Raw genomic sequence first — 19,655 nt, 5'->3', positions numbered from 1 at the left:
AGTGCGGCGGTGGCGTAGGGGCTCGAATCGTCGAATGCGCGCACGGCCGCGACGATGTCGAGTGCGGCGGCCAGGGCGGCCGGGTCCGCGGTTGTATCGGTGAATGCGGCGCGCACGGCCTCCGCGGCCAGATCGGCGGCCGACAAGGCGCGATATCCGGTGTCGCCGCGCCGCTCCGAGGCTTGGCCGACGCCGACGAGTACCGGCGTATCGGGGGTCACCGAGTCGGGTGAGTTGTCGGGCATGATCGCGGCACTCCTTCCGGCCGGCAGCAGGCGTCATCCGCGCTCGGGACGGGCCTCACGCTGCGAGCGGCGGCAGCCGCACTTCGTGGACACTGTTCTGGGCATCCGTTTTACACCGTATCAGGACTGCCGGGCACGAAGGGGGGTCCGCCGCGCATTCGCGCGGGGGCGAATATCCACTCCTGGGGGGCGCCGCGATCCGTGCGCCTGGTTGGATGGATGCGTGTCGAATCTCCTTCGCCCACAAGCGGTTGCCCTTCTCGCCGAACTGTCCGACGACGGCATGGATTCGGGGGTGTGGTCGAACCTGCGAGAGGAGTTGTACTACCGGCACATCGGTGAGCACGCCTGCGCAGCCCTGCCCGCACTCGCCGCGCTGGCCCGCGAGGGCCGCCCGCTGACCCGCCTGCGAGCGATCGAACTCGCGGGAGATCTGCTCGCGCGGGCCGATCCGCACGCCGGGGCCGTTCGCGGGCGGTATGCGCGGGATATCGCGGCGCTCCTGGCTCGAGTGCGGATGGATCTGGCGAAGAAGTGCGTCGACGAGGACCACGAACCGGACGCCTTCCTCTACCGCGTTCGCAGCATGCTGGCCTTCGAGGGCGAGACCGAATGGTCGCGCCGGCTGGGCGGACTGCTCGGCGGCGAATTCGAGATCAAATGCCCCGAATGCTCGGCGGTGATGTTCGTGGTGCTCGGCACCCACGGCGTTTTCACCTGCTGGGACGACGACTCCCTCGCCGACGACGCCGACGACACGGACCTCGTCCCCGCCGCCCCCGCCGGACTCACCGGCCTCGCCCACCGCCTGCACACCCTCGCGGTCACCGCCCGCCAACCCGTCCTCGCCCGACACCTCACCTACCTGTTCGGCCGAACCACCTGCCCCCGCAACGCCCACGAATTCACCCCGGCCGACACGATCGCGGGGCTCCCGGGTAGCTGACTGTTGCCCCGGAAGGGTTGTGGCATCGAGATGTTCGCTGTCCCGCCATGCGGGAGGGGGATCGCCGCCACACGTGCGGAGCGCAACGGGCGGCGGGTGGCAGGCCGGGGCGGTGTGGATGGGTGACACCGCCCCGGCCGCTTCTCGGTCGCTGGCGCGTCGGGCGGCATGAGAGGCGGTAGCCGCATCGGGACGAGCCGACACATCGGCCGCGCGAGAGAGCGAGCGCGATCGAGGGTCGAGATCATCGGGGCGACAGCGATTTACGAGTGGGCGGAGCGAATTCTGCACCCATTCGCCCCGCCCGCTGCCACGGTAACGTGACCCGCCCGCCGATTCCAGGCGAACCAGCAGCACTGGGACCATTCACCGACTGCGGGAGCACTGTGCGAGAGAACTGTCCGAGGGCCCGAACCCGTTGAGCGATATGGAATTGCGTGCCATGCGCTACAAGGTCACCGATCTGCTCGACGATCTCGCGGGTGCACGCGATGCGAACGAACGTCTCGCGGTCGGGGTCGCGCTCTGGCAGGTGACGGCCCAACTACTGCTCACCGCGAACGAGCACTGGAGCGGTGCCGGAAAATGGCTGCATCGTGAATTGGCGGACTTCGACCGGGTCGGCGGTACAGCCTTCGGGCGGACGTTGGCCGACGGGGTCCGTGCGGTTGCGCTCGGCGACATCGATCCCATGGAGAGGGTGGTCACCGAGGTACTGGACCGGGTCGGCGGTCGGCTGTTCGAGGGCTTTCGCGCGGATGGTCCGGCCTGAACAGGGGCTCCACCGTTGGCTGCCGGTGCACGGCTGCGCCGCGTCGCCGCACCGCGGGAGGCCGGGCTGTCGGCGTTCGGTAGGGCGTCTGACGAACCTTCGAACGATTCGTCCCGGGATGTGCGGGCTGGGGGTTCGCTCGGTTCTCGCGGCGGATCGGTGGGAGTTTCGGCGTAAGCGCCGAGGGGGTTCGGAAAGGTGCAGGTCCGTGGGGGAGTGCTGGTGCGGCGGGTGGCGTAACGAGGCGCAACAGAAGTGGATACGGGGCGGAAATACGGGGTTGGGACTGTCGATCCAGCACAGCGAAGGGATCGACCGATGGGCTTCACCGACAACCCCAAAATGGAGGATTACTCCCTGCGATATACGCCGGGCGCATTCCGCAAGTGGTCACCGTGGATGGTGTTCCTGTCCTGCCTGGTCGGGATATCCGCGATGGCAGGTTACGCATTGGACGCGGCGTTCGTCGACTCGTTCGGGTTCGGCAACGCGCTGATCGGCTTCGGTCTCGCCGCGGTGGTGACGCTGCCGCTGACGATCGTGATCGCGTTCGCCATCGCCCGCGGCCACATCGACATCGACTTACTCACACGCGGTTCGGGTTTCGGATATCTGGGCTCGACGGTGACCTCACTGGTCTACGCGACCTACACCCTCATCTTCCTCGCCTACGAGGGCGCGATCATGGCACAGGCGGTCACGGCGCTGACCGGGCTGGACATTCACCTGTCGTATATCGCGGTGGCGGTGGTGATGATTCCGCTGACCCTCTACGGCATGTCGTTCAGCGCGAAGTTCCAGGCGTGGACCTGGCCGCTGTGGATCGCGCTGATCGGGCTCGCCCTGGGCAGCGCGGCCACCGCGCCGGATGCCGGAACGCATATGGTGCATCCGGCCAGCGTGGGCCCGGCAGGGGTGGCCGGAATGTCGGTGCTGGCGATCTTCGCCATCGCCGCCGCGCAGTTGTCGCTGGCCGCGCAGGTCGGGGAGCAGGGCGATTATCTGCGGCTGATGCCTGATCCGGAGCGTGGTAAGCGCGGACGATGGCGGCTGGCGGTGCTGTTCGGCGGACCGGGATTCGCGTTGTTCGCGATGGGGATCTTCTTCGCCTCCACGCTTCTGGTCGGCTACGCCTCGACCACATTGAGCCCGGGTCAGGTCGGTGTGCCGGTCGATTTGTTCACCGCCGTGTACGAGCGGGTCACCGGTAATCACACCAGTGCGCTGATCCTGGCCGGAACCTTGGTGTTGCTGTCCCAGATCAAGATCAACATCATGAACACGTACTCGGGTTCGCTGTCGTGGTCGAACTTCTTCTCCCGGCTGCTGCATCGTCATCCGGGGCGCGCGGCCTGGGTCTTCCTGCAGGTCGGACTGTCCCTGGTACTCATGGAGATCGGCATCTTCGACCACATCGTCGAGGTGCTGGCCTGGTACTCCAATATCGGCATCGCCTGGATCGCGGCCATGGTCGCGGATCTGGTGATCAACAAGCGCTGGCTGAAACTCGTTCCGCCGCAACTGGTCTTCCACCGGGCGCACCTCTACAACGTGAACCCGGTCGGCTTCGGATCCATGGCGATCGCGGGTGCGGTGTCGATGATCGCCTACTACGGCGCGTTCGGGTCCACGGCCGCGGCCCTGTCGCCCTTCGTGGCATTGGTTCTGGCACTGGTGTTGCCGCCGCTGATCGCCTGGCTCACCAGAGGCCGCTGGTACATCGCCCGGATCTCCGAATTGCCCGAGCACGACGGCGAACTCCCGTGCTCGGTGTGCGAGGGCAGTTACGACGTGGTCGATATGGCCACCTGCCCGTTCCACGGCGGCACCGTGTGCTCACTGTGCTGCTCGACCGAGGGCGCCTGCCGGGACGCCTGCAAACCCAATGCGTGGCGACCACCGAAAGGCGCTGTGCCCCTGGGTATGCCCGTGGCGGCTCGCACCGCACAACCCGAATTGGAGGTGGCGCGATGAAGGCGCTGATCGTCGTCGACATGCAGAACGGTTTCTGCCATCCGGACGGCTCGCTGCCGCGCCTGGGTATGGCCCTGAGTGGAGTCCGAGAGGCGGTCACCCGGACCGCTACAGCAGTGCGGCACGCCCGCCGCACCGGTATGCCGGTGATCTTCACCCGCCACGTCTACCGACCCGGCTATCCGGATCAGGGGCCCTGGCTGGGTGGCCGGACCCCGGACCTGTCCTCGGCCGGCGGCCTGCTGGCGGGCAGCTGGGACGGTGACGTGGTGGACGAACTCGGCTGCGGCCCTGCGGATCTGGTGGTCGACAAGACTGCGGTCCTGCCGGATTCGGTTGCCCGAGGGGCGCGGACATGATCGGGCTCACCCGTAACACCCCGGTCACGGAGGGGAGATCGCTCGGCAACGGTGGTTGCTTACCGTCCAGGGGTATGCGGACTGCGCCCGGCGGGCAGCGGGCCCACGATGTGCGTCGGCTGCGGGACATATTGCGCGCCACGGTGCGCGGCGGTGGGTACGAGCGCGGGCAGCTGCCGAGTGAGATCGAACTGATGACCGCCTATCGGGCGTCGCGGGCCACCGTGCGGGCCGCGCTGGCGTTGCTGCGCACCGAGGGCCTGATCGAACGGACGCAGGGAATCGGCACGCACGCCGTGCTGGAACCGGTGACGACCTCGCTGCCGGAGGCGCACGGTGTCATGAAGCCGGCCATGGGCAGCATGTTCAACCATCGGATGCGTCCGCGCGAACTGGATCGGTCGATGGTTCCGGCCCCGGGAGCCATCGCCGAACGGCTCGAAATCGCGCCGGGCACACCATGTCTGCGGCTCGAGTACGTGGCATTGCACGAGGACGAGCCGCTGGCCCTGGCGACGAATTACGTGCGCTGTCCCGAGGCGATCGCGCTGCGGGACACCCCGTTCGTCTCCGACTGGTACCAACTCCTCGCCGATTCCGGTGTGGCGCTGTCGGATTCGGAATTCGTGATCGACTGCGAACCGGCCGACGCACCGTTGGCCGCGGCGCTGGGCGTGCGCGAGGGGACACCTCTGATCTCGATGGAACAGATCATCTACGACCTCGACGGCCATCCGTTCGACGTCGCCTTCATCCACACCCGCGGCGAACGATTCCGATTCGTCTCGCGTGCCAGCAGCAGGGAGCTGTCATGACCGACATACCACTCACTCTCACCGACGCGGCCGCGGCATTACGCGCCGGAACGACGACCTCGGTCGCGCTGACCCGCGCGGCGATCGCCGCGGCCGATGAATTCGACGGCACCGTGGGCGCATATCTGACCCGGTTCGACGAGTACGCCCTCGAGCGTTCCGCCGAGGCGGACGCCGACCTCGCCGACGGGCGGGATCGCGGGCCGCTGCACGGAATTCCGGTGGGCGTCAAGGATATTCTCGCCATGGCCGAGGGGCCCACGACGGCGCAGAGCCTGATCCTGGACCGGGAGTGGGGTGCGGGTAAGGACGCGCCGGTCGTCGCGCGGCTGAAGGCGGCCGGTGCGGTGCTCACCGGGAAGACCACGACGATGGAATTCGCCTGTGGTATGCCCGATACCACCAAACCCTTTCCGGTACCGCGGAATCCGTGGAATCCGGCGACCTGGCCGGGAGGGTCCAGCTCGGGTACCGGGATCGGCGTCGCGACGGGGATGTTCTTGGCCGGGATCGGCACCGACACCGCGGGCAGCATCCGGATTCCCGCCGCGTTCTGCGGGGTCAGCGGACTGATGCCGACCTTCGGCCGGGTGCCCAAATCCGGTTGTGTGCCACTGGGTTACAGCCTCGACCACATCGGGCCGCTGGCCCGCAGCGCGCGGGACTGCGCGGCGATGCTCGAGGTGCTCGCCGGTGCGCACCCCAGTGATCCGGACTGCGTGGACGCACCGTTCGCCGTGCCGGAATGGGCCGGGGATCTGAGCGGCGTGCGGATCGGGGTGGTGCGTGAGGGGCACTTTCCCGAGCACAGCGATCCAGCGCTGACGGCGACCTTCGATGCGGCCGTGGACGTTCTGGTGCGGGCTGGGGCGAGCGTGCGGGAAGTGGTACTGCCCTACCGGCAGGAGATGATCACCGCGGACATGATCACGATGGGATGTGAGGCCTTGGCCTATCATCGCACCGATCTGTCGCGGCGATGGGACGATTACTTCCTCGCGACCCGGGCGATGCTGGCGATCGGCGCTCAAGTATCGGGCGCGGATTACGTTCAGGCGCAACGGGTCCGGAGTGTCGCCCAGGATGCGGTCGGTGAGCTGTTCGACGGTGTGGATGTGGTGGTGTGCCCGACCGCGGCGGTCGGTGCGCCCACTTTCGAATCGATTACCGGCCCGGACGGTCTGACCGATGTCGGCACGCTGTTCAGTCTGATCCACACCCCGTACTGGGACTCGGTCGGCAATCCCGTGCTGGCCGTGCCGATGGGTTTCACCGCGGCCGGACTGCCGCTGTCGATGCAACTGGCCGGGCCGGCGTTCGGCGAGGCGGAGATCCTGCGCGTCGCCGACGTATTCCAGCAGGCCACGCAGTGGCACCTGCGGGCACCCGAATTCAGCACCGAAGGAGTGGCAGCTTAACGGTTCTCCTCTTACGGCGGGAGATTCCCAGCTCAGACCGCAACCGAACCACCCACCCGGAGGAGATGATCCGATTGTCTGACGCCCTCGACACTGACGTGGCCCCGTTCTGCCACGGCCAGAATCACTCTGGCGGCGTTCCGATCGCGACTGTCTGCGAAACCGCAACCATTGCACCGGAAGTCCCTCTCGTGCAGTTCCAGTTTTTGCTTGGTTCTCGCAAAGCAGGCACTGCATGTCATGGTCGTGTATGCGGGCCGGACAATCAACGCCGTCCGCCCGGCCCGCCTGGCCCGCTCGACCAGTTCACGCTTGGCCCTACCGATCGCGGCATCAGCGGCTTTACGCGCCATCGAGGACTTCGCGAGAAACCTCGGCTCGAAGTCCTCGATGGCGATCAGATCGTGGTGGTCGACGACACGTTTGGCCCACACGCGCGAGTCGTGGATGGTCTGCCGGGCTGCTTTCTTCGCCAGTCGGGCAACACGCCGCTTCGCGTCGGCGTAGCCCCGCGACTGCGGAGGTGCCTTCCGGTGACGCCGCGCCATCTTGCGTTGCGCCTTCGCCAACTCTGCGGCACATCGCCTGCGATGACCGAGGTGAGGCAGGTCGAAGGCGGGATTGGTGGTCGTCGCCGTGGTGGCCACACCCCAGTCGATCCCGATACCACCCTTGCCGGGTGGATGGTCTGCGATCTCCCTGCGTACGACGAACGAGGCATACCAGTGCCCGAGATTGTCCCGGCTGATGCGGACAGACGTCGGCTCGGACGGCAACTCTCGCGACCAGACGACCGGAATCGTGATGCCTTTTGCCAGTGCCATGCGACCCTCACGGAGCGAGAACCCTCGCTTGGTGTACGCCAGCGATGGCAGGGAAGTCTTGCGGGACTTCACTTTCGGGCGACCCCTCTTCTTCACGGTGAAGGAGTGGTCCAGCGACCGCGCGTAATCACGCAACACCTGCTGCTGGGCGACCTGCGAGCCTTCACGCAGCCAGGGCTGCGTCTGTCGTGCCCGCGTGAGGAGCTTTGCGAGCCGCGCGAACGTCGGTTTCTGTCCGGATTTGTGCTGGTGGACCGCTTCGTTCCACAACCATCGACAACGCCCCCACTCGGCCAGCAGCGCTTTCTCGGCGGTGCGGCCCGGGCGAAGCCGGTACGTGTACCGCACCACCTCATCCATTCGAACATACTATCGAAAGAAATGGTTATGCGACATAAGCGACACCCTGGCCTCTTCCGCTCCGCCGCAAAGGTGGATGCCCGGTGAACGAGATCATGAAGACCCTGCTCGACGCGGCGCAACTGCCCGCGGCCGAGGGCGAGATCGCCTCCTATGCGGCGGGTTACGCCGATCAACGTGCCGCGGTGGATGCCCTCTACGCGGTACCGGAGGCGCGGTACGCGGCCCCGGCGCTGCATTTCCGGGCCGCGTCGCGGATCGCGGACTGGGCGAGCTGAGCTCGTAGCGGACGGAATCCACTTCCCACCAATTGCCAGTTGTATGTGCCGTTAAATGACGGTACATTAAACGACGGTAAGAGGTGGATCCGGAGCGCGGGACCTGATCTCGGGCGGTCGCGGATCCGAATACGTTGTGCACGTAAGGAGTTCGCATGTCTCGAAATCTCGTTCCGGTGGGTGCGCGGCGCACGCTGTCCCGTGCGGCCGTCGCGCTCGTCATCGTCGCGACGCCGGTCGCGGTCGCGGCCGCTCCGGCGTTCGCCGCGCCGGCTGCCGGTGTGCCGGTGACTCCGGCCCCCGCGGCCGCGGCGCCCGCCGTTCCGTCGGCCGATCCGGTGCACCGGGGCTGGGGTTATCCCGGCTGGGGCCATCACGGATGGGGACGTCCGGGCGGCTGGGGTCATCACGGCTGGGGCTGGAATCAGTGGCGTGGCGGCGGCTGGGATCAGTGGGGCGGCGGCTGGTTCTCGCCGTACCCGTACGGTGGCATGTTCTCGCCGTTCGGATACGGCGGCATGTCCACCGGCAGCGCCATGTGAGCGTGACTCATCGCGGGGCGGAGCCGTCGCCGGCGCGGATCGGCGGCGGCCCGCACCTGTCAGCGCCGCCAGAGGAAGTGGTGCACCACACCGCTCGGGCTGGGGATCTGCTCCAGATGGAAGCGGTCGGTGAGTTCATCGGGGCTCGTCCACAGCCGCTCGCCGCGGCCGAGCTCGGTCGACCCCACCACGATGTGCATCTCGTCGATGAGATCGGCGTCGAGGAATTCTCGCACGGTGTGCACCCCGCCGCCGATGCGCACGTCCTTCCCGCCGGCCGCGGCGAACGCCTGCGCCAGCGTCTCCTTCGGTGTGGTGTCGAGAAAATGGAAGGTGGTCTCGCCCAGCGTGAACGAGGGTCGCACATGGTGAGTGAGCACGAAAACCGGTGTGTGGAACGGGGGTTCGTCCCCCCACCAGCCCTGCCAGTCGTAGTTCTCCCACGGACCGCGCTGCGGTCCGAACTTGTTGCGCCCCATGATCTCCGCGCCGATATTGTTGTGGAAGTCGCGGGCGCAGTGGTCGTCCAGGCCGTAGCTGCCGCCCGGTTCGGTGCGAGTGGGCCAGTGTGCGGTCGCACCCGCCCAGGCGAACAGTTCGGCCGGATCGGCATGACCGAACGGCCGCTCGAAACTCTGTCCCTCCCCGGTTCCGTAACCGTCGCTGGACAGGATGAAGTTCTGTACGCGAACCCGCTGTGTCATGGAAAGCCCTTCTGATTGCAATCTGCAATCGGTTGAGAATCTACCTAGACTGATCTCATGTCGCAACCAGTTTCTGACGGCAAACTCCCGGTTCCGCCCGGTAAGTCGGGCTGCCCGATCAATATGACGATCGAGCTGCTCGGGGACCGCTGGAGCCTGATCGTGTTGCGCGACATCATGTTCGGCGGGCATACGCATTTCCGGGAGTTGCTGGCCGGATCCATCGAGGGCATCGCGTCGAACATCCTGTCCGCGCGCCTGACCAAACTCGTCGGCGCGGGCCTGCTCACCCGCGACGACGATCCCGGTCATCGGCAGAAGATCCGGTACCACCTCACCGAGGCGGCGATCCAGCTCGTTCCGGTGATGGCGCAGCTGGGCGCGTGGGGCGCACGGTGGCTGGAGACCGCGCCGGAGCTGACGGTGCGCGCGGAACTGCTGGCCGCGGGTGGTCCACAGTTGTGGGAGCGATTCATGGCCGAGTTGCAGGCGAGGCATCTGCGCGGCGAGCCGATGCCCGAGGACGGCGTCCTGGCCGAGCTGACCGCGGCCTACGAGGATGCGGTGGCCGCCCGGCAGACGCGCGAGGGCCTGGCCGGGTGAGCCACCGCCACATCACTTCTCCGGAGTCTGCGACGGTGTGGTGAGGAGATCGATGACGGCCTGCGCCTCCTGTGCGGTGGGGATGGGCAGGCTGTCGCGGCCGTGGATCAGGCCGATACCCAGATAGACCATCGCGCCCGCGCGCAGCCGGGCTTGGGCGGTGTCGAAACCGAGTTCCAGCATGGTCTGCTCGACGATGTCGAAGACCTTGCGCTCGAGCGCCTGAACCGCACCGGCCACCTTGGCGTCGTTGCGCGCCCATTCGCGCACCGTGGCCTCCACGATCCAGGTGCTCGGATCGACCAGCAGTGAGGCCATCTGCTCGATGCGCTGCTCGACGGGGATGGAATCGAGGGCGCCCAACGCGCGCACGGCATCGCTCTGCACGGCGCTCCAGCGGTCGGCCATCGCCGTCATGAGCTGCTGGATATCGTCGAAATGCCAGTAGAAGCTGCCTTTGGTGACGCCGAGTTCACTGCACACCCGGGGAATCTTGATGGCGGACACGCCTTCTCGGGCCAGCAGGGCCAGCGCGCCGTCGACCCAGTCGTCGTAGGACAGGCGCGGGCTGCGGCTGCGTCCGCTGCGCTGGGCCTGCGCCTTCTTCGATCGCCGCCGCGCACCGGATTCCGGTTCGGTCCCGGTGCTTGGTTCCGGGGGATTATCTGCTGCGCTCACGTCTTCGATGCTAGGTCAGTGCTCGGGCGAACCGTTGCGGGAACGGCTCGCGGCGCAGGTGTGGGGGCTGAATTCACGGGTCCTGTCGATTCTGCTCGCGCGGCGCTCGAGGCTGTGTACCATTCACCGAAGTACCGTGAACTATACCAAAAAGTATGATCAGCAGGATGCGCGATGAGGCCATCCGGGGAGGGCCGGTGATGGACGCACCGATCGGCCGCCGGGGATTTCTGTGGCGCGCCGGAGTCGGTATGGCCGCCGCGGGAATCTACTGCCGCACAGGGAGTCTCGCGGCTGCCGAGCCGCCAGCCGGGCCGCCGGGTCCGCTGCTGTTCCACTCCCCGCCGATGCGGCCCTTCGCCGACGAGCTACCGCGATTACCGGTGCTGCGCGGCGACGATCTGGAGTTGAACGCCGCCACGACGACGCACCGATTCCATCGTGATCTGGGGCCCTCGCCCGCGCTGGGATACGGCGGGATGGACTATCTTGGGCCGACCATCGAACATCGGGTGGACCAGGCGCTGACCGTCCGGTTCGGCAACCGGATCGGCACGCACCCCTTCGCGGCGGATCTGGACACCAGCGTGCACGGGGTCGCCGAGCGGTACCGGACCTCCCCGCCGTGTTCGTTCCATTTGCACGGGGGCGTGACTCCGCCGGACAGCGACGGGCATCCCGAACGGCTGGTCTTCCCGGGACAGACGCTCACGCACCACTTTCCGCTGCGCCAGTACGCCGCGAACCTCTGGTATCACGACCACGCGATGGGCATCACCCGCGCGAACGTCTATGCCGGACTGGCCGGGATGATCCTGCTGCGCGACGAATTCGACACCGGTGCGCCCGGTAATCCGCTCGGACTGCCCGCGGGCGAATTCGAGATCCCGATGGTGTTGCAGGAGAAGCTGTTCACCGCGGACGGACAGCAGAGCCTGCGCTCGACGCTCGTCGTGCCGCAGGGCGCGTGGGAGGGCGGCGGGGTCGGCGACGTCGGGCTGGTCAACGGCGTCGTGTGGCCCGAACTCGAGGTCGCGCGCGGGCTCTACCGGTTCCGGGTGCTCAACGGAGCGTCGTTCAGTCTGTGGAATCTGTTCTTCGGAAACCGCATGCGGTTCTGGGTGATCGGCAACGATCACGGCCTGCTGGATCGTCCGGTGCCGGTGCGGAATCTGCTGCTCGAGCCGGGAGAGCGAGTGGATCTACTGGCCGATTTCTCCGGACTGGCGCCCGGGGAGACCGTCGAGTTGCGCAACGACGAGGCTCCGGTGTTCCAGGCCGCCATCCTCGGCGAGGTGGCGATGCCGCTGTTCTGCCGGTTCCGCGCGGCGAACCGTCGCGGATTCACCGGCCCTGTGCCGCAACGTCTTCGGGGCGGGCCGGGGCTGCCCGCGGCGCTGCCCGCACTGGAGAAACCGACTGTGGTGCGGAACGTCACCGTGAGCCAGCCCTATGCGGTGCGGATGCCGCCGGCGATCATGGTGCTGAACAACCTCACCTTCGACGATCCGGAGATCGAGATGCCCCGCCAGGGCACGGTCGAACAGTGGAACATCGTCAACATCACCCCCGATCCGCATCCGATCCACATCCACCTGGTCAACTTCCGCATCCTGGGCCGAACCCCGTTGCGCACCATCGACTATCAGGCAGCCGATCCGCAGCCGCCCGTGGGAGTGAAGTGGGCCCCCTCGGCGGAGAATTTCCTCGCCGGACCCGAACAGCCGCCCGCCCCATGGGAATCCGGCTGGAAGGACATCGTCCGAGTCGACGGCGGCACCGTCACTCGCATCATCGTCCGCTTCCCCACCGCCGGGGAACTCGGTTTCGACCCGGACGCCACCTTCCCCGGCAACCCGATGTCGGACACCGGAAACGACATGGCGGCAACCCATTCCACGGCGCACGGCGAGCTACAGGGCTACGTCTGGCACTGTCATCTGCTCGACCACGAGGACCACGAGATGATGCTGCGCTACCGGACGGTGCGCGGATGATCGCCCGTGGCATCGCGGCACGTTTCGTGAGCCATCGATGCTCCCGGCGTGAGTCGGCGCACGATGATCCGCGAGCAGTCCGTGGCGCCCGCAACCTGCCCTGCATGGAATTCCCGGCCGCCGCGCAGCGATTCCTCGGATGACCGATCCGCGCCCGAGCACGCCCTGCCCATCCCGATGCCAATGGTCGGACAGACAACTGGCCCGAGGGTCCCGCAACCGATGTGGTGATCGTCGGCGCCGCGCGGCAGCCACGCACTGGCGTCTGCCGAAGCGGCAGATCCGAGTCTCGGTTCGCCCGGCTGGGTGGGTGGGGCGAGCGAGGCGAATAATCGTTGCGCCGTTGCCGGACGAGAACCTGTGGGTGACTACTCGGCGGACGGAGGCATCCAGGTTTCGGCGGTTTCGCCGGTGGCCAGGAAGATCGTGCGGCGGCCCACCTCCACGGCGTTGTCGGCGAACCGTTCGTAATAGCGGCCCAGGAGGGTGAGGTCGACGGCGGCGGTGACGCCGTAACGCCAGTCCGGACTCAGGACCATACCCAGTAGTTCCTCGTGCAGGTGGTCCATGGCGTCGTCCTGCGCGTCCAGGGTGGCCGCGGATTCGGGGTTGCCGGATTCGAGGACACCAGCAGCGCTGGTGGCGATGGCGACCGCCGCCTCGCCCATGCGAATGATCAACGGCCGCACGGGGTCCGCGACGACGAAGTCCGGATGGCGCCGGCGCGCACTGACGGCGACGTGACTGGCGAGCGCGCCCATCCGCTGGAGATTCCCGATCAGCTGGATAGCGGTGACGACCTGCCGCAATTCACTCGCCACGGGCGCCTGCAGCGTCAGCAACCGGATCGCTTCCTGCTCGGCCTGCTGCGCCATGGTCTCGACGCGGGCGGCGGTATCGATCGCGGCCTCGGCCAGTTCGATATCCGCCGTCACCAGGGCCTGCGTCGCATCGGCGATCGCGGCCCGATCCTGCAAGCAGATCAGGTTCTGCAGCTGTGCCAGCTGCCGCAGGTTCTCGTGATAGTCACTGCGCATACCCGATTCAATCGCATACGGGTCCGCGGGGTGTCACCACCCCGGGTAAAAGCGCTTTTCGATTCGCCGGAGGTTCAGTCGTTGCGGAACTGTTCGGCTCGGTCCTGTAGCCGCTGCGAGAAGGTTTCGGTCCACGCGGCGGTCTCCCCGGCCTCCTCGCCGAGCCCGCCGCGCCGCCCGGACATCGCGGCGCGCTTGGGGCGGGATCGCTGCGCGATCTTCCGCACGTTCCAGGCAAGGTAGTCCGGCACGCTCATCCCGGCGCACACCGCCGCGTCGCAGAGCGAATCCCATTCGAAGCTGTCCACGGTCACTGTCACAGTGACATCTCTGGTCGCCATAACCGAACACCATAGACCCAGAAACCGAACGCGGCGCGCGGCATCACCCGGTTCATACGGTGTCCAGCTTATCGACCAGCCAATGTTCACCGATCTTCACCAATTCCGGACGCAGGCTGCTGGACATGGTGGTGGGCTGTTTCAGATCGTCCGCGGTGGTGACCTGATCGACGAAGACCAGGGCGACCGCGTGACCGGAATCCGCCGAGACGGCCGCGGTCGCGCCGGCGGGATTCACGCGCTTCGGCTCCTCGGCGTCGTCGTTGTCCGCCATCCGCGACTCTCCAATACATACTCTGGTGTACCGTCTCTACGTACCGTAAAGTACGGTCGGCGATTGCGGCGTGGATCGCACCGACGCGGATCGCATTCTCGGTGGGAAAAGTTCAGGACCGGTTCGACGGCCGCGTCCTGGATTCGTGAACATCAAGCAGCACAAGGTAATCGACATGCGAATGAATCCGAGGAGAACGCGATGACGGTGCAGACCCAGCCCGCGCGGGCCGGTGAGCCGACGCGCTGCCCGAGCGCCTTCCGCTACTGGGAGGCGCGGCGCACCCCCGGGGTGCGGCGACTCGAACGAATCTTCACCGCGCTCACCGGCACGGCGCTGTTCCCTACCGACGAACAGGCGCGGGCGTTGTGCGAGGACCTGTTCAGCGGCGACCCGGTCGCCGAACGGTTCGTCGCGGAGGTCATGCACGGCGAGACCGGCGCCGAGCGCGGGCGCGAAATGCTCAACCAGGCGCTGAGCACCGGAATCGCCACGGTGCCCGACGCGCCCGAGGCCATGCGTGAGCTCTTCGCCGAATTCGAGACCGTACCGGACTGGGTGCGCCCGGAACTGGTCGAACAGGGCGCGGCCATCTGGCGGCGCTGGGGCACAATGCTTTTCAGCTTCGCCGGGGCGGAGACCCTGGAGATGTACACCGAATCGGCCGTCGCCACTCCGCTGTCGCTGGCCGGTGGATACGCCGGTGACAGCGCGCTGCGCCGGTTCCTGGAGACCTGCCGATTCTGGATGGACGTCTCCGAGCCGGGCGGCCTGCTCACCCTCGGCGCGCAGGGCCGGGCGACGGCGCTGCGGGTGCGCATCATGCACGTCTCGGTGCGCGCCCGGGTCGCCGAACATCCCGAATGGGATATCGACCGGTGGGGCCTGCCGATCAGTCAGACCTATCAACTGCTGACCCTGCTCGCCGGCAGTGTCACGCCCGGACTCGGGTTGTGGGCGTTGGGATATCAGACCACGCCCTCGGAAATCCGTGCGCTGCTGCACTTTCAGAAGTACATGGGTTACCTGCTGGGCGTCCGGGTGGCCTGGTACCCCGAAACGGTACTCGACTCGCTGCGGGTGCTGGCCATGACGATCGCTTCGCGTTCCTACGACGCCGGGCAGCACGGCGCCGAGCTGATCGAGTCCTATCCGTCCGCCTTCGCACCCCGCGACGGGCATCGCGGGCTGACCCGGCTGCGCGAGATGTACAACTTCCGGATCAACTCGGTGTATTCGGCGATGTACATGGCCCCGGGGACGCGCCGCAAATACCGCATGCCACCGGCGTTTCCGTGGATCGCGATCCCGATCGCGCGATTCCCGCTCATCACCGCCATGGAGTTGGCCCGCCGGTGCAGTCCGGCGTTCGCGCGAGGGCACGAGAAGCTCATGCTGTGGCACCGCGAGAACTGGTACCGGGCCCAGATGCAGGGCCGTCAGGCGAAGTTCGACGCCAGCGGCGCACTGCGGCGATGAATCCCACTCTCCAGCTACGAAAGTGATCATGAGCACCACGGACATCATCGAAGCGTGGAACGGCCCCGGCCGCCTGGACGGCGAGCTGACCGCGGTCGAACCGCGTCACAACGCATTACACCCCTCGGCCGATAAATTGGCCTTCGAGCACTGGTATTTCGATGCCCGCCTGGACACCGGACACGTGGTGGTCGGATTCCTCACCAAACGTCGCCCCGAGGACCTGCCCGGGGCCAAGCCGTGGGTCGAGCTGATCGTCTACACCCCGGAGGGGGATCGACGGCAGGTGGCCAAGCGGTATCCGCGCGACGCCGCGAGTTTCGGCACGGACTTCTTCGATGTGCGCATCGGAGACAACCACGCGCACACCGAATTCCGTGACGACCGCCTTCCGGTGCACCACGTGCATCTGGCCGAGGACGGTCTGGTGTTCGACCTGCAGTTCCACAACGAGCTGCCGAGTTGGATGCCGGGACAGGGCGAGACGCGATTCGACGGGCAGAATTCCTTCGGCTGGGCGGTCGGCGCGCCGCGCGCCCGGGTCACCGGGACCGTGCGTATCGACGACACGGTCCTGCCGGCCGACGGCCGCGGCTACGCCGATCACAACTGGGGCGTCGGCGATATGAAGAAGATCATCGATCGCTGGCACTGGGGCAGGCTGTACGACGAGGAGTACTCGCTGCTGTTCGCCGACGTGCTGACCCAGCCGCGGCGTGGTTCGCACGAGATCGCGCCGCTCATGCTGGCCCGCGACGGGCAGATCGTGCTGTCCACGGGCGAGACGGTATTGACCGAGGGGCCCAGGCGATTTCATCCGGTCGCGGGCCGCGAATTTCCGGAGTGGATCGAACTGCGGGTGCCCGATCGGCTGGATCTGCGGCTCACGGTCGAGTCGGTCATCCATGCCCACGACATCATCGACGATTTCCCGATCGTGCGATCGCGGCTGATCAAACCGCTGGTGTACCGGGCGATCGGACATCCGGCGTACTTCCGCTTCCAGTCCACGTTCGAACTGTCCGTGCACGAGGGTGGGCGCACCGATGTGCGCACCGGCACGACCTTGCACGAACTGGTGGCGTTGAAATGACCTCGCTCGGCGAGCGGGATCTGTTGTACCTCAGCGGATTCGGCAATCAACATCAGACCGAGGCCGTCGACGGCGCGTTGCCGCGCGGGCAGAATTCTCCGCAGCGCGCGCCCTACGGGCTCTACGCCGAGCAGATGTCGGGCACGGCGTTCACCGAACCGCGGGCGGCGAATCGGCGCAGCTGGCTCTATCGGATACGGCCCTCGGCCGCGCATCCGCCGTTCCAGCGCATCGATAACCGCACCTTCCACAGCGCGCCGGTCGGCGGTGTCGCGAATCCGAACCGGCTGCGCTGGGATCCACTGCCGCGCAACGCGTCCGGGGTGGACTTCCTGGACGGTGTGTACACCGTCGCGGCGAACGGCGATGTGCTGCAGCGCCAAGGCATCGCGATCCACTTGTACTGCGCCACCACGTCCATGCGGACCCGGTATTTCAGCGACGCCGACGGCGAGTTGCTGATCGTCCCGCAGGACGGGGACATCCTGCTGCATACCGAATTCGGCCGGCTGCTCGTCGCTCCGGGCGATGCCCTGGATCGCGATGGGGAACTTCTATCACCAGGGGCAGGTCTGTGCGGCCGGGACGCGCGTGCTGGTGCACGAATCGATCCTCGACCAGGTCGTCGATGGTCTGGTGGCGGCCGCCGAGCAGGCACGTCCGGGCGACCCGTTCGACGGCGACAGCACCATGGGCACGATCGTCAACGCCGAACAGCTCGACCAGATCCTGCGCTACGTCGACATCGGGCGGGACGAGGGCGCGGACCTGATCACCGGCGGCAACCGGCTGGACCGTCCCGGATATTTCATGCAGCCCACGGTCTTTCGCGGCACCAACGATCTGACCATCGCCCGCGAGGAGATCTTCGGCCCGGTCGCCACGGTGATCGGCTTCGCCACGACCGAGGAGGCCGTCCGCCTCGCCAACACCACGAAATACGGCCTCAACGCCATGATCCACACCCGCGACCTGTCCCGCGCCCTGACCGTCACCGAACAACTGCGGGTCGGCACGGTGTGGGTGAACGGCTGGGGCGTACCGGATCCCGCGCTCCCGTGGGGCGGGCGCGCGGGCAGCGGTATCGGCCGCGAACTCGGCCGCAGCGGCATCGAGGCCGATACCGAGGAGAAGACGGTGCATATCGGTCTATAGCAGGTCCGATCGGCTACGCGGCGGACACCGAGCCGGGGCCATGCCCGACGGTCGATCGCATGCGTGCGCAGAAGTGCTGTGAATCAACGGATTCCGGTGAGTTTGGCCGGATTGGTGATCGAGTAGATCGCGGCGATCCGGGTACCACCGGCATCGGGCTCGACCACGACCGAGGCGAGAGGGCTGTCGCCGGAGAACACCAGGGCGCACGGATCACCGGCGACCCAGCGGTACCGGATGTCCAGCTCGCCGGATGGCAGGTCGGCGGCCACCGCGGTGAAGATCGCCGCCACCGCCTCGCGGCCGTGGACGGGCCGCAGGCTGTGCGCCGGGCCTCGGCCGCCGCTGTCCGTCCACAGCGTGACATCGGGCGCGAGTACTTCGAGCAGTGCCCGGAGGTCACCGCCGAGGACGGCCTCGGCGAAACGCTCGGTGACCTGGGCGCGCAGCTGCGGATCGGCGGGGTGCCGGAGGCGGGGACTGTGCAGATGGCGGCGGGCGCGGGCCGCGGCCTGTCGCACGGCCGCGGGGGTACGGCCCAGGATCTCCCCGATCTCGTTGTGCGGGAAGCCGAATACGTCGTGCAGGACGAAGACCGCGCGCTCGAGCGGGCTCAGTGACTCCAGGACGACCAGTACCGCCGTGGACAGCGATTCCTTGCGTACGAGGACGCTCGCGATGTCGTGCTCATCGGTCACGATCGGCTCGGGCAGCCACGGGCCGACGTAGGTCTCGCGGCGGCGGCTCACCTCGATCCGGCGCGCGAGCGCCTGATTCGCCGCGGCGCGCACCAGGTAGGCGCGCGGGTTGTCGATCGGCGGCGCGGCCGGGTCGCGGTGCCGGGCCGCCCACGCTAGCCACACCTCCTGTAGCACGTCCTCGGTGTCCGCGACGCTGCCCAGCATGTTGTAGACCACCGAGAACAGCAGTTCGCGGTAGCTCAGGAATCGTTCGGTCACCTCGTCGTCGGCCCGGTGCGGTGCTCGGTACGTCACGGCATTCCTCTCCTAGTCCGTCCCTACCGCAGAGGTCCGCGCGGCGCGTCGCGTGACGCGATATCGGCGGTTGTGTCGCACATCACACTCACGTCGATGATGTCACGCGCCGGGTGCGCGGCGGCTCTGTGGTGGCGATCCGGGAGAATGGCTCCCGGGCGCAGGACGGGAGATACCGATGGATACGAACGACCGCGCTCTGCTGGTCCGTCACGACGAGGCCGAACGCCTGGACACCATGGGGGTGTGGCTGTACGCGGACCACGACACGACCGGCGGCGCACTGAGCGGCAACCGCGCCTACCTGCCGGCGGGTCAGGACGGTCCGCCGCCGCATTTCCACACCACCTCGGCGGAACTGTTCTTCATGCTCGGCGGGCGGCTCCGGGTACTGGCCGGACAGGAGATCATGGACATCGTGGAGGGCGATTTCCTACTCGTGCCCGCCGGGATGACGCACGCGTGGGCGGCCCCGGACGATTCGCCCGCCGATGTGCTGGTGATCTTCACTCCCGGCATCGAACGTTTCGACTACTTCCGGCTCGGCGACCGGATCCGCCGAGGTCTGGCCGATCCGGCCGAAATCCTCGCCACCCAGGAGAGATTCGACAACCACTTCGTGGACAGCCCGGTCTGGCGGCAGGCCCGCGACTCCGACACCAGGCCCCTGCTGAGCACACCCGACCACCGGGCGGACTTACTGTCCAGCAACGTCTTTTGGGCTCAGCCGGAGTGACCGCCGGGCCGCCCTGCGCCTGCCGCGCGG

At 67.4% G+C, this 19,655-nt stretch carries 20 protein-coding genes and 3 pseudogenes; 15 read left to right on the top strand and 8 right to left on the bottom strand.

Translation table 11 applies throughout. From position 1 onward, the window contains the following. A pseudogene (locus NV1_RS13785) lies at nt 1-245 on the bottom strand (acetyl-CoA acetyltransferase); the annotation flags it as partial. A gap of 223 nt (nt 246-468) precedes the next feature. Between NV1_RS13785 and NV1_RS13780 the strand changes: the two are divergent. The 6 genes from NV1_RS13780 (at nt 469) to NV1_RS13755 (ending at nt 6,529) form a co-directional block, all read left to right on the top strand. Further along, the gene (locus tag NV1_RS13780) at nt 469-1,191 is read left to right on the top strand and encodes a hypothetical protein (protein ID WP_157116887.1); all 723 of its coding nucleotides are present in this window, start codon (nt 469-471) and stop codon (nt 1,189-1,191) included. A 418-nt stretch (nt 1,192-1,609) separates the two neighbouring features. Further along, the gene (locus NV1_RS13775; protein ID WP_157116885.1) at nt 1,610-1,963 is read left to right on the top strand and encodes a hypothetical protein; all 354 of its coding nucleotides are present in this window, start codon (nt 1,610-1,612) and stop codon (nt 1,961-1,963) included. A gap of 318 nt (nt 1,964-2,281) precedes the next feature. Further along, a complete protein-coding gene (locus NV1_RS13770; RefSeq protein ID WP_067890447.1) occupies nt 2,282-3,937 on the top strand; it encodes a purine-cytosine permease family protein in 1,656 nt (551 codons plus the stop codon). Continuing rightward, nucleotides 3,934-4,296 (top strand): cysteine hydrolase family protein, encoded by a 363-nt coding sequence (locus NV1_RS13765; protein ID WP_084525345.1) that lies wholly within the window; start codon nt 3,934-3,936, stop codon nt 4,294-4,296. The genes NV1_RS13770 and NV1_RS13765 overlap by 4 nt, the downstream gene beginning before the upstream one ends. Nucleotides 4,297-4,370: 74 nt before the next feature. After that, entirely contained in the window at nt 4,371-5,111 is a 741-nt protein-coding gene (locus tag NV1_RS13760) for a GntR family transcriptional regulator (RefSeq protein WP_245713705.1), read from the top strand. Next, entirely contained in the window at nt 5,108-6,529 is a 1,422-nt protein-coding gene (locus tag NV1_RS13755; RefSeq protein ID WP_067890444.1) for an amidase, read from the top strand. Before NV1_RS13760 ends, NV1_RS13755 begins: the two co-directional genes overlap by 4 nt. A 32-nt stretch (nt 6,530-6,561) precedes the next feature. On the opposite strand, the gene NV1_RS13750 is transcribed toward NV1_RS13755, so the two are convergent. Next, nucleotides 6,562-7,713 carry an RNA-guided endonuclease InsQ/TnpB family protein gene (locus NV1_RS13750; RefSeq protein WP_067890441.1) on the bottom strand — a complete coding sequence of 384 codons (1,152 nt, stop codon included), beginning with the start codon at nt 7,711-7,713 and terminating at the stop codon, nt 6,562-6,564. Between the two features lie 83 nt (nt 7,714-7,796). Here NV1_RS13750 and NV1_RS13745 point away from each other — a divergent pair, with 83 nt between their 5' ends. Then, nucleotides 7,797-7,991: a hypothetical protein gene (locus NV1_RS13745; RefSeq protein ID WP_067890438.1), complete on the top strand. Its 195-nt coding sequence runs from the start codon at nt 7,797-7,799 to the stop codon at nt 7,989-7,991. 155 nt (nt 7,992-8,146) lie between these two features. Continuing rightward, nucleotides 8,147-8,533 carry a hypothetical protein gene (locus tag NV1_RS13740; protein ID WP_067890434.1) on the top strand — a complete coding sequence of 129 codons (387 nt, stop codon included), beginning with the start codon at nt 8,147-8,149 and terminating at the stop codon, nt 8,531-8,533. A 59-nt stretch (nt 8,534-8,592) separates the two neighbouring features. Here the strand turns inward: NV1_RS13740 and NV1_RS13735 are convergent, their stop codons facing one another. Then, on the bottom strand, nt 8,593-9,237 hold the full coding sequence (locus tag NV1_RS13735) for a dihydrofolate reductase family protein (RefSeq protein ID WP_067890431.1): 645 nt from the start codon (nt 9,235-9,237) through the stop codon (nt 8,593-8,595). A 57-nt stretch (nt 9,238-9,294) separates the two neighbouring features. Here NV1_RS13735 and NV1_RS13730 point away from each other — a divergent pair, with 57 nt between their 5' ends. Next, nucleotides 9,295-9,840, top strand: coding sequence for a winged helix-turn-helix transcriptional regulator (locus tag NV1_RS13730; RefSeq protein ID WP_067890428.1), 546 nt, complete (start codon nt 9,295-9,297; stop codon nt 9,838-9,840). Between the two features lie 12 nt (nt 9,841-9,852). Here the strand turns inward: NV1_RS13730 and NV1_RS13725 are convergent, their stop codons facing one another. Then, nucleotides 9,853-10,518 carry a TetR/AcrR family transcriptional regulator gene (locus tag NV1_RS13725; protein ID WP_067890424.1) on the bottom strand — a complete coding sequence of 222 codons (666 nt, stop codon included), beginning with the start codon at nt 10,516-10,518 and terminating at the stop codon, nt 9,853-9,855. A 167-nt stretch (nt 10,519-10,685) separates the two neighbouring features. Between NV1_RS13725 and NV1_RS13720 the strand changes: the two genes are divergently transcribed. Continuing rightward, nucleotides 10,686-12,515: a multicopper oxidase family protein gene (locus tag NV1_RS13720; RefSeq protein ID WP_245713704.1), complete on the top strand. Its 1,830-nt coding sequence runs from the start codon at nt 10,686-10,688 to the stop codon at nt 12,513-12,515. Between the two features lie 368 nt (nt 12,516-12,883). On the opposite strand, the gene NV1_RS13710 is transcribed toward NV1_RS13720, so the two are convergent. The 3 genes from NV1_RS13710 to NV1_RS13700 all read right to left on the bottom strand — a co-directional run bounded on the left by NV1_RS13710 (nt 12,884) and on the right by NV1_RS13700 (nt 14,167). Next, nucleotides 12,884-13,552, bottom strand: coding sequence for a phosphate signaling complex PhoU family protein (locus tag NV1_RS13710; RefSeq protein ID WP_067890418.1), 669 nt, complete (start codon nt 13,550-13,552; stop codon nt 12,884-12,886). Nucleotides 13,553-13,626: 74 nt separating this feature from the next. Beyond that, a complete protein-coding gene (locus tag NV1_RS13705) occupies nt 13,627-13,893 on the bottom strand; it encodes a hypothetical protein (RefSeq protein ID WP_067890415.1) in 267 nt (88 codons plus the stop codon). Between the two features lie 52 nt (nt 13,894-13,945). Further along, nucleotides 13,946-14,167 carry a hypothetical protein gene (locus NV1_RS13700; protein WP_067890412.1) on the bottom strand — a complete coding sequence of 74 codons (222 nt, stop codon included), beginning with the start codon at nt 14,165-14,167 and terminating at the stop codon, nt 13,946-13,948. A 201-nt stretch (nt 14,168-14,368) separates the two neighbouring features. On the opposite strand from NV1_RS13700, the gene NV1_RS13695 reads away from it, so the two are divergent. From NV1_RS13695 to NV1_RS13680, 4 genes and pseudogenes are all read left to right on the top strand, one after another. Further along, nucleotides 14,369-15,646 carry an oxygenase MpaB family protein gene (locus tag NV1_RS13695; RefSeq protein WP_067890409.1) on the top strand — a complete coding sequence of 426 codons (1,278 nt, stop codon included), beginning with the start codon at nt 14,369-14,371 and terminating at the stop codon, nt 15,644-15,646. A gap of 28 nt (nt 15,647-15,674) precedes the next feature. Further along, nucleotides 15,675-16,739 carry a lipocalin-like domain-containing protein gene (locus NV1_RS13690; RefSeq protein WP_067890630.1) on the top strand — a complete coding sequence of 355 codons (1,065 nt, stop codon included), beginning with the start codon at nt 15,675-15,677 and terminating at the stop codon, nt 16,737-16,739. After that, nucleotides 16,736-17,209 (top strand): annotated as a pseudogene (locus NV1_RS42115) (homogentisate 1,2-dioxygenase); the annotation flags it as partial. The gene NV1_RS13690 and the pseudogene NV1_RS42115, both read left to right, overlap by 4 nt. 55 nt (nt 17,210-17,264) lie before the next feature. Further along, nucleotides 17,265-17,894 (top strand): annotated as a pseudogene (locus tag NV1_RS13680) (aldehyde dehydrogenase family protein); the annotation flags it as partial. A gap of 83 nt (nt 17,895-17,977) precedes the next feature. Here the strand turns inward: NV1_RS13680 and NV1_RS13675 are convergent. Then, nucleotides 17,978-18,889 carry a sigma-70 family RNA polymerase sigma factor gene (locus tag NV1_RS13675; protein ID WP_067890404.1) on the bottom strand — a complete coding sequence of 304 codons (912 nt, stop codon included), beginning with the start codon at nt 18,887-18,889 and terminating at the stop codon, nt 17,978-17,980. Between the two features lie 178 nt (nt 18,890-19,067). On the opposite strand from NV1_RS13675, the gene NV1_RS13670 reads away from it, so the two are divergent. Continuing rightward, a complete protein-coding gene (locus tag NV1_RS13670) occupies nt 19,068-19,625 on the top strand; it encodes a cupin domain-containing protein (protein ID WP_067890401.1) in 558 nt (185 codons plus the stop codon). The last annotated feature ends 30 nt before the right edge of the window (nt 19,626-19,655 follow it).

It is taken from the genome of Nocardia vaccinii NBRC 15922, assembly GCF_001613305.1.
GTDB classification, from domain to species: Bacteria; Actinomycetota; Actinomycetes; order Mycobacteriales; family Mycobacteriaceae; genus Nocardia; species Nocardia vaccinii.
The sequence above is the reverse complement of the archived record's forward strand: the minus strand, read 5'-3'. Positions and strand labels throughout refer to the sequence as shown.

Coding starts and splice junctions, on each gene's coding strand:
- NV1_RS13770 (WP_067890447.1), top strand. CDS start 2,282: ATGGGCTTCACCGACAACCCCAAAATGGAGGATTACTCCCTGCGATAT.
- NV1_RS13765 (WP_084525345.1), top strand. CDS start 3,934: ATGAAGGCGCTGATCGTCGTCGACATGCAGAACGGTTTCTGCCATCCG.
- NV1_RS13760 (WP_245713705.1), top strand. CDS start 4,371: ATGCGGACTGCGCCCGGCGGGCAGCGGGCCCACGATGTGCGTCGGCTG.
- NV1_RS13755 (WP_067890444.1), top strand. CDS start 5,108: ATGACCGACATACCACTCACTCTCACCGACGCGGCCGCGGCATTACGC.
- NV1_RS13750 (WP_067890441.1), bottom strand. CDS start 7,713: ATGGATGAGGTGGTGCGGTACACGTACCGGCTTCGCCCGGGCCGCACC.
- NV1_RS13740 (WP_067890434.1), top strand. CDS start 8,147: ATGTCTCGAAATCTCGTTCCGGTGGGTGCGCGGCGCACGCTGTCCCGT.
- NV1_RS13735 (WP_067890431.1), bottom strand. CDS start 9,237: ATGACACAGCGGGTTCGCGTACAGAACTTCATCCTGTCCAGCGACGGT.
- NV1_RS13730 (WP_067890428.1), top strand. CDS start 9,295: ATGTCGCAACCAGTTTCTGACGGCAAACTCCCGGTTCCGCCCGGTAAG.
- NV1_RS13720 (WP_245713704.1), top strand. CDS start 10,686: ATGCGCGATGAGGCCATCCGGGGAGGGCCGGTGATGGACGCACCGATC.
- NV1_RS13710 (WP_067890418.1), bottom strand. CDS start 13,552: ATGCGCAGTGACTATCACGAGAACCTGCGGCAGCTGGCACAGCTGCAG.
- NV1_RS13705 (WP_067890415.1), bottom strand. CDS start 13,893: ATGGCGACCAGAGATGTCACTGTGACAGTGACCGTGGACAGCTTCGAA.
- NV1_RS13700 (WP_067890412.1), bottom strand. CDS start 14,167: ATGGCGGACAACGACGACGCCGAGGAGCCGAAGCGCGTGAATCCCGCC.
- NV1_RS13695 (WP_067890409.1), top strand. CDS start 14,369: ATGACGGTGCAGACCCAGCCCGCGCGGGCCGGTGAGCCGACGCGCTGC.
- NV1_RS13690 (WP_067890630.1), top strand. CDS start 15,675: ATGAGCACCACGGACATCATCGAAGCGTGGAACGGCCCCGGCCGCCTG.
- NV1_RS13670 (WP_067890401.1), top strand. CDS start 19,068: ATGGATACGAACGACCGCGCTCTGCTGGTCCGTCACGACGAGGCCGAA.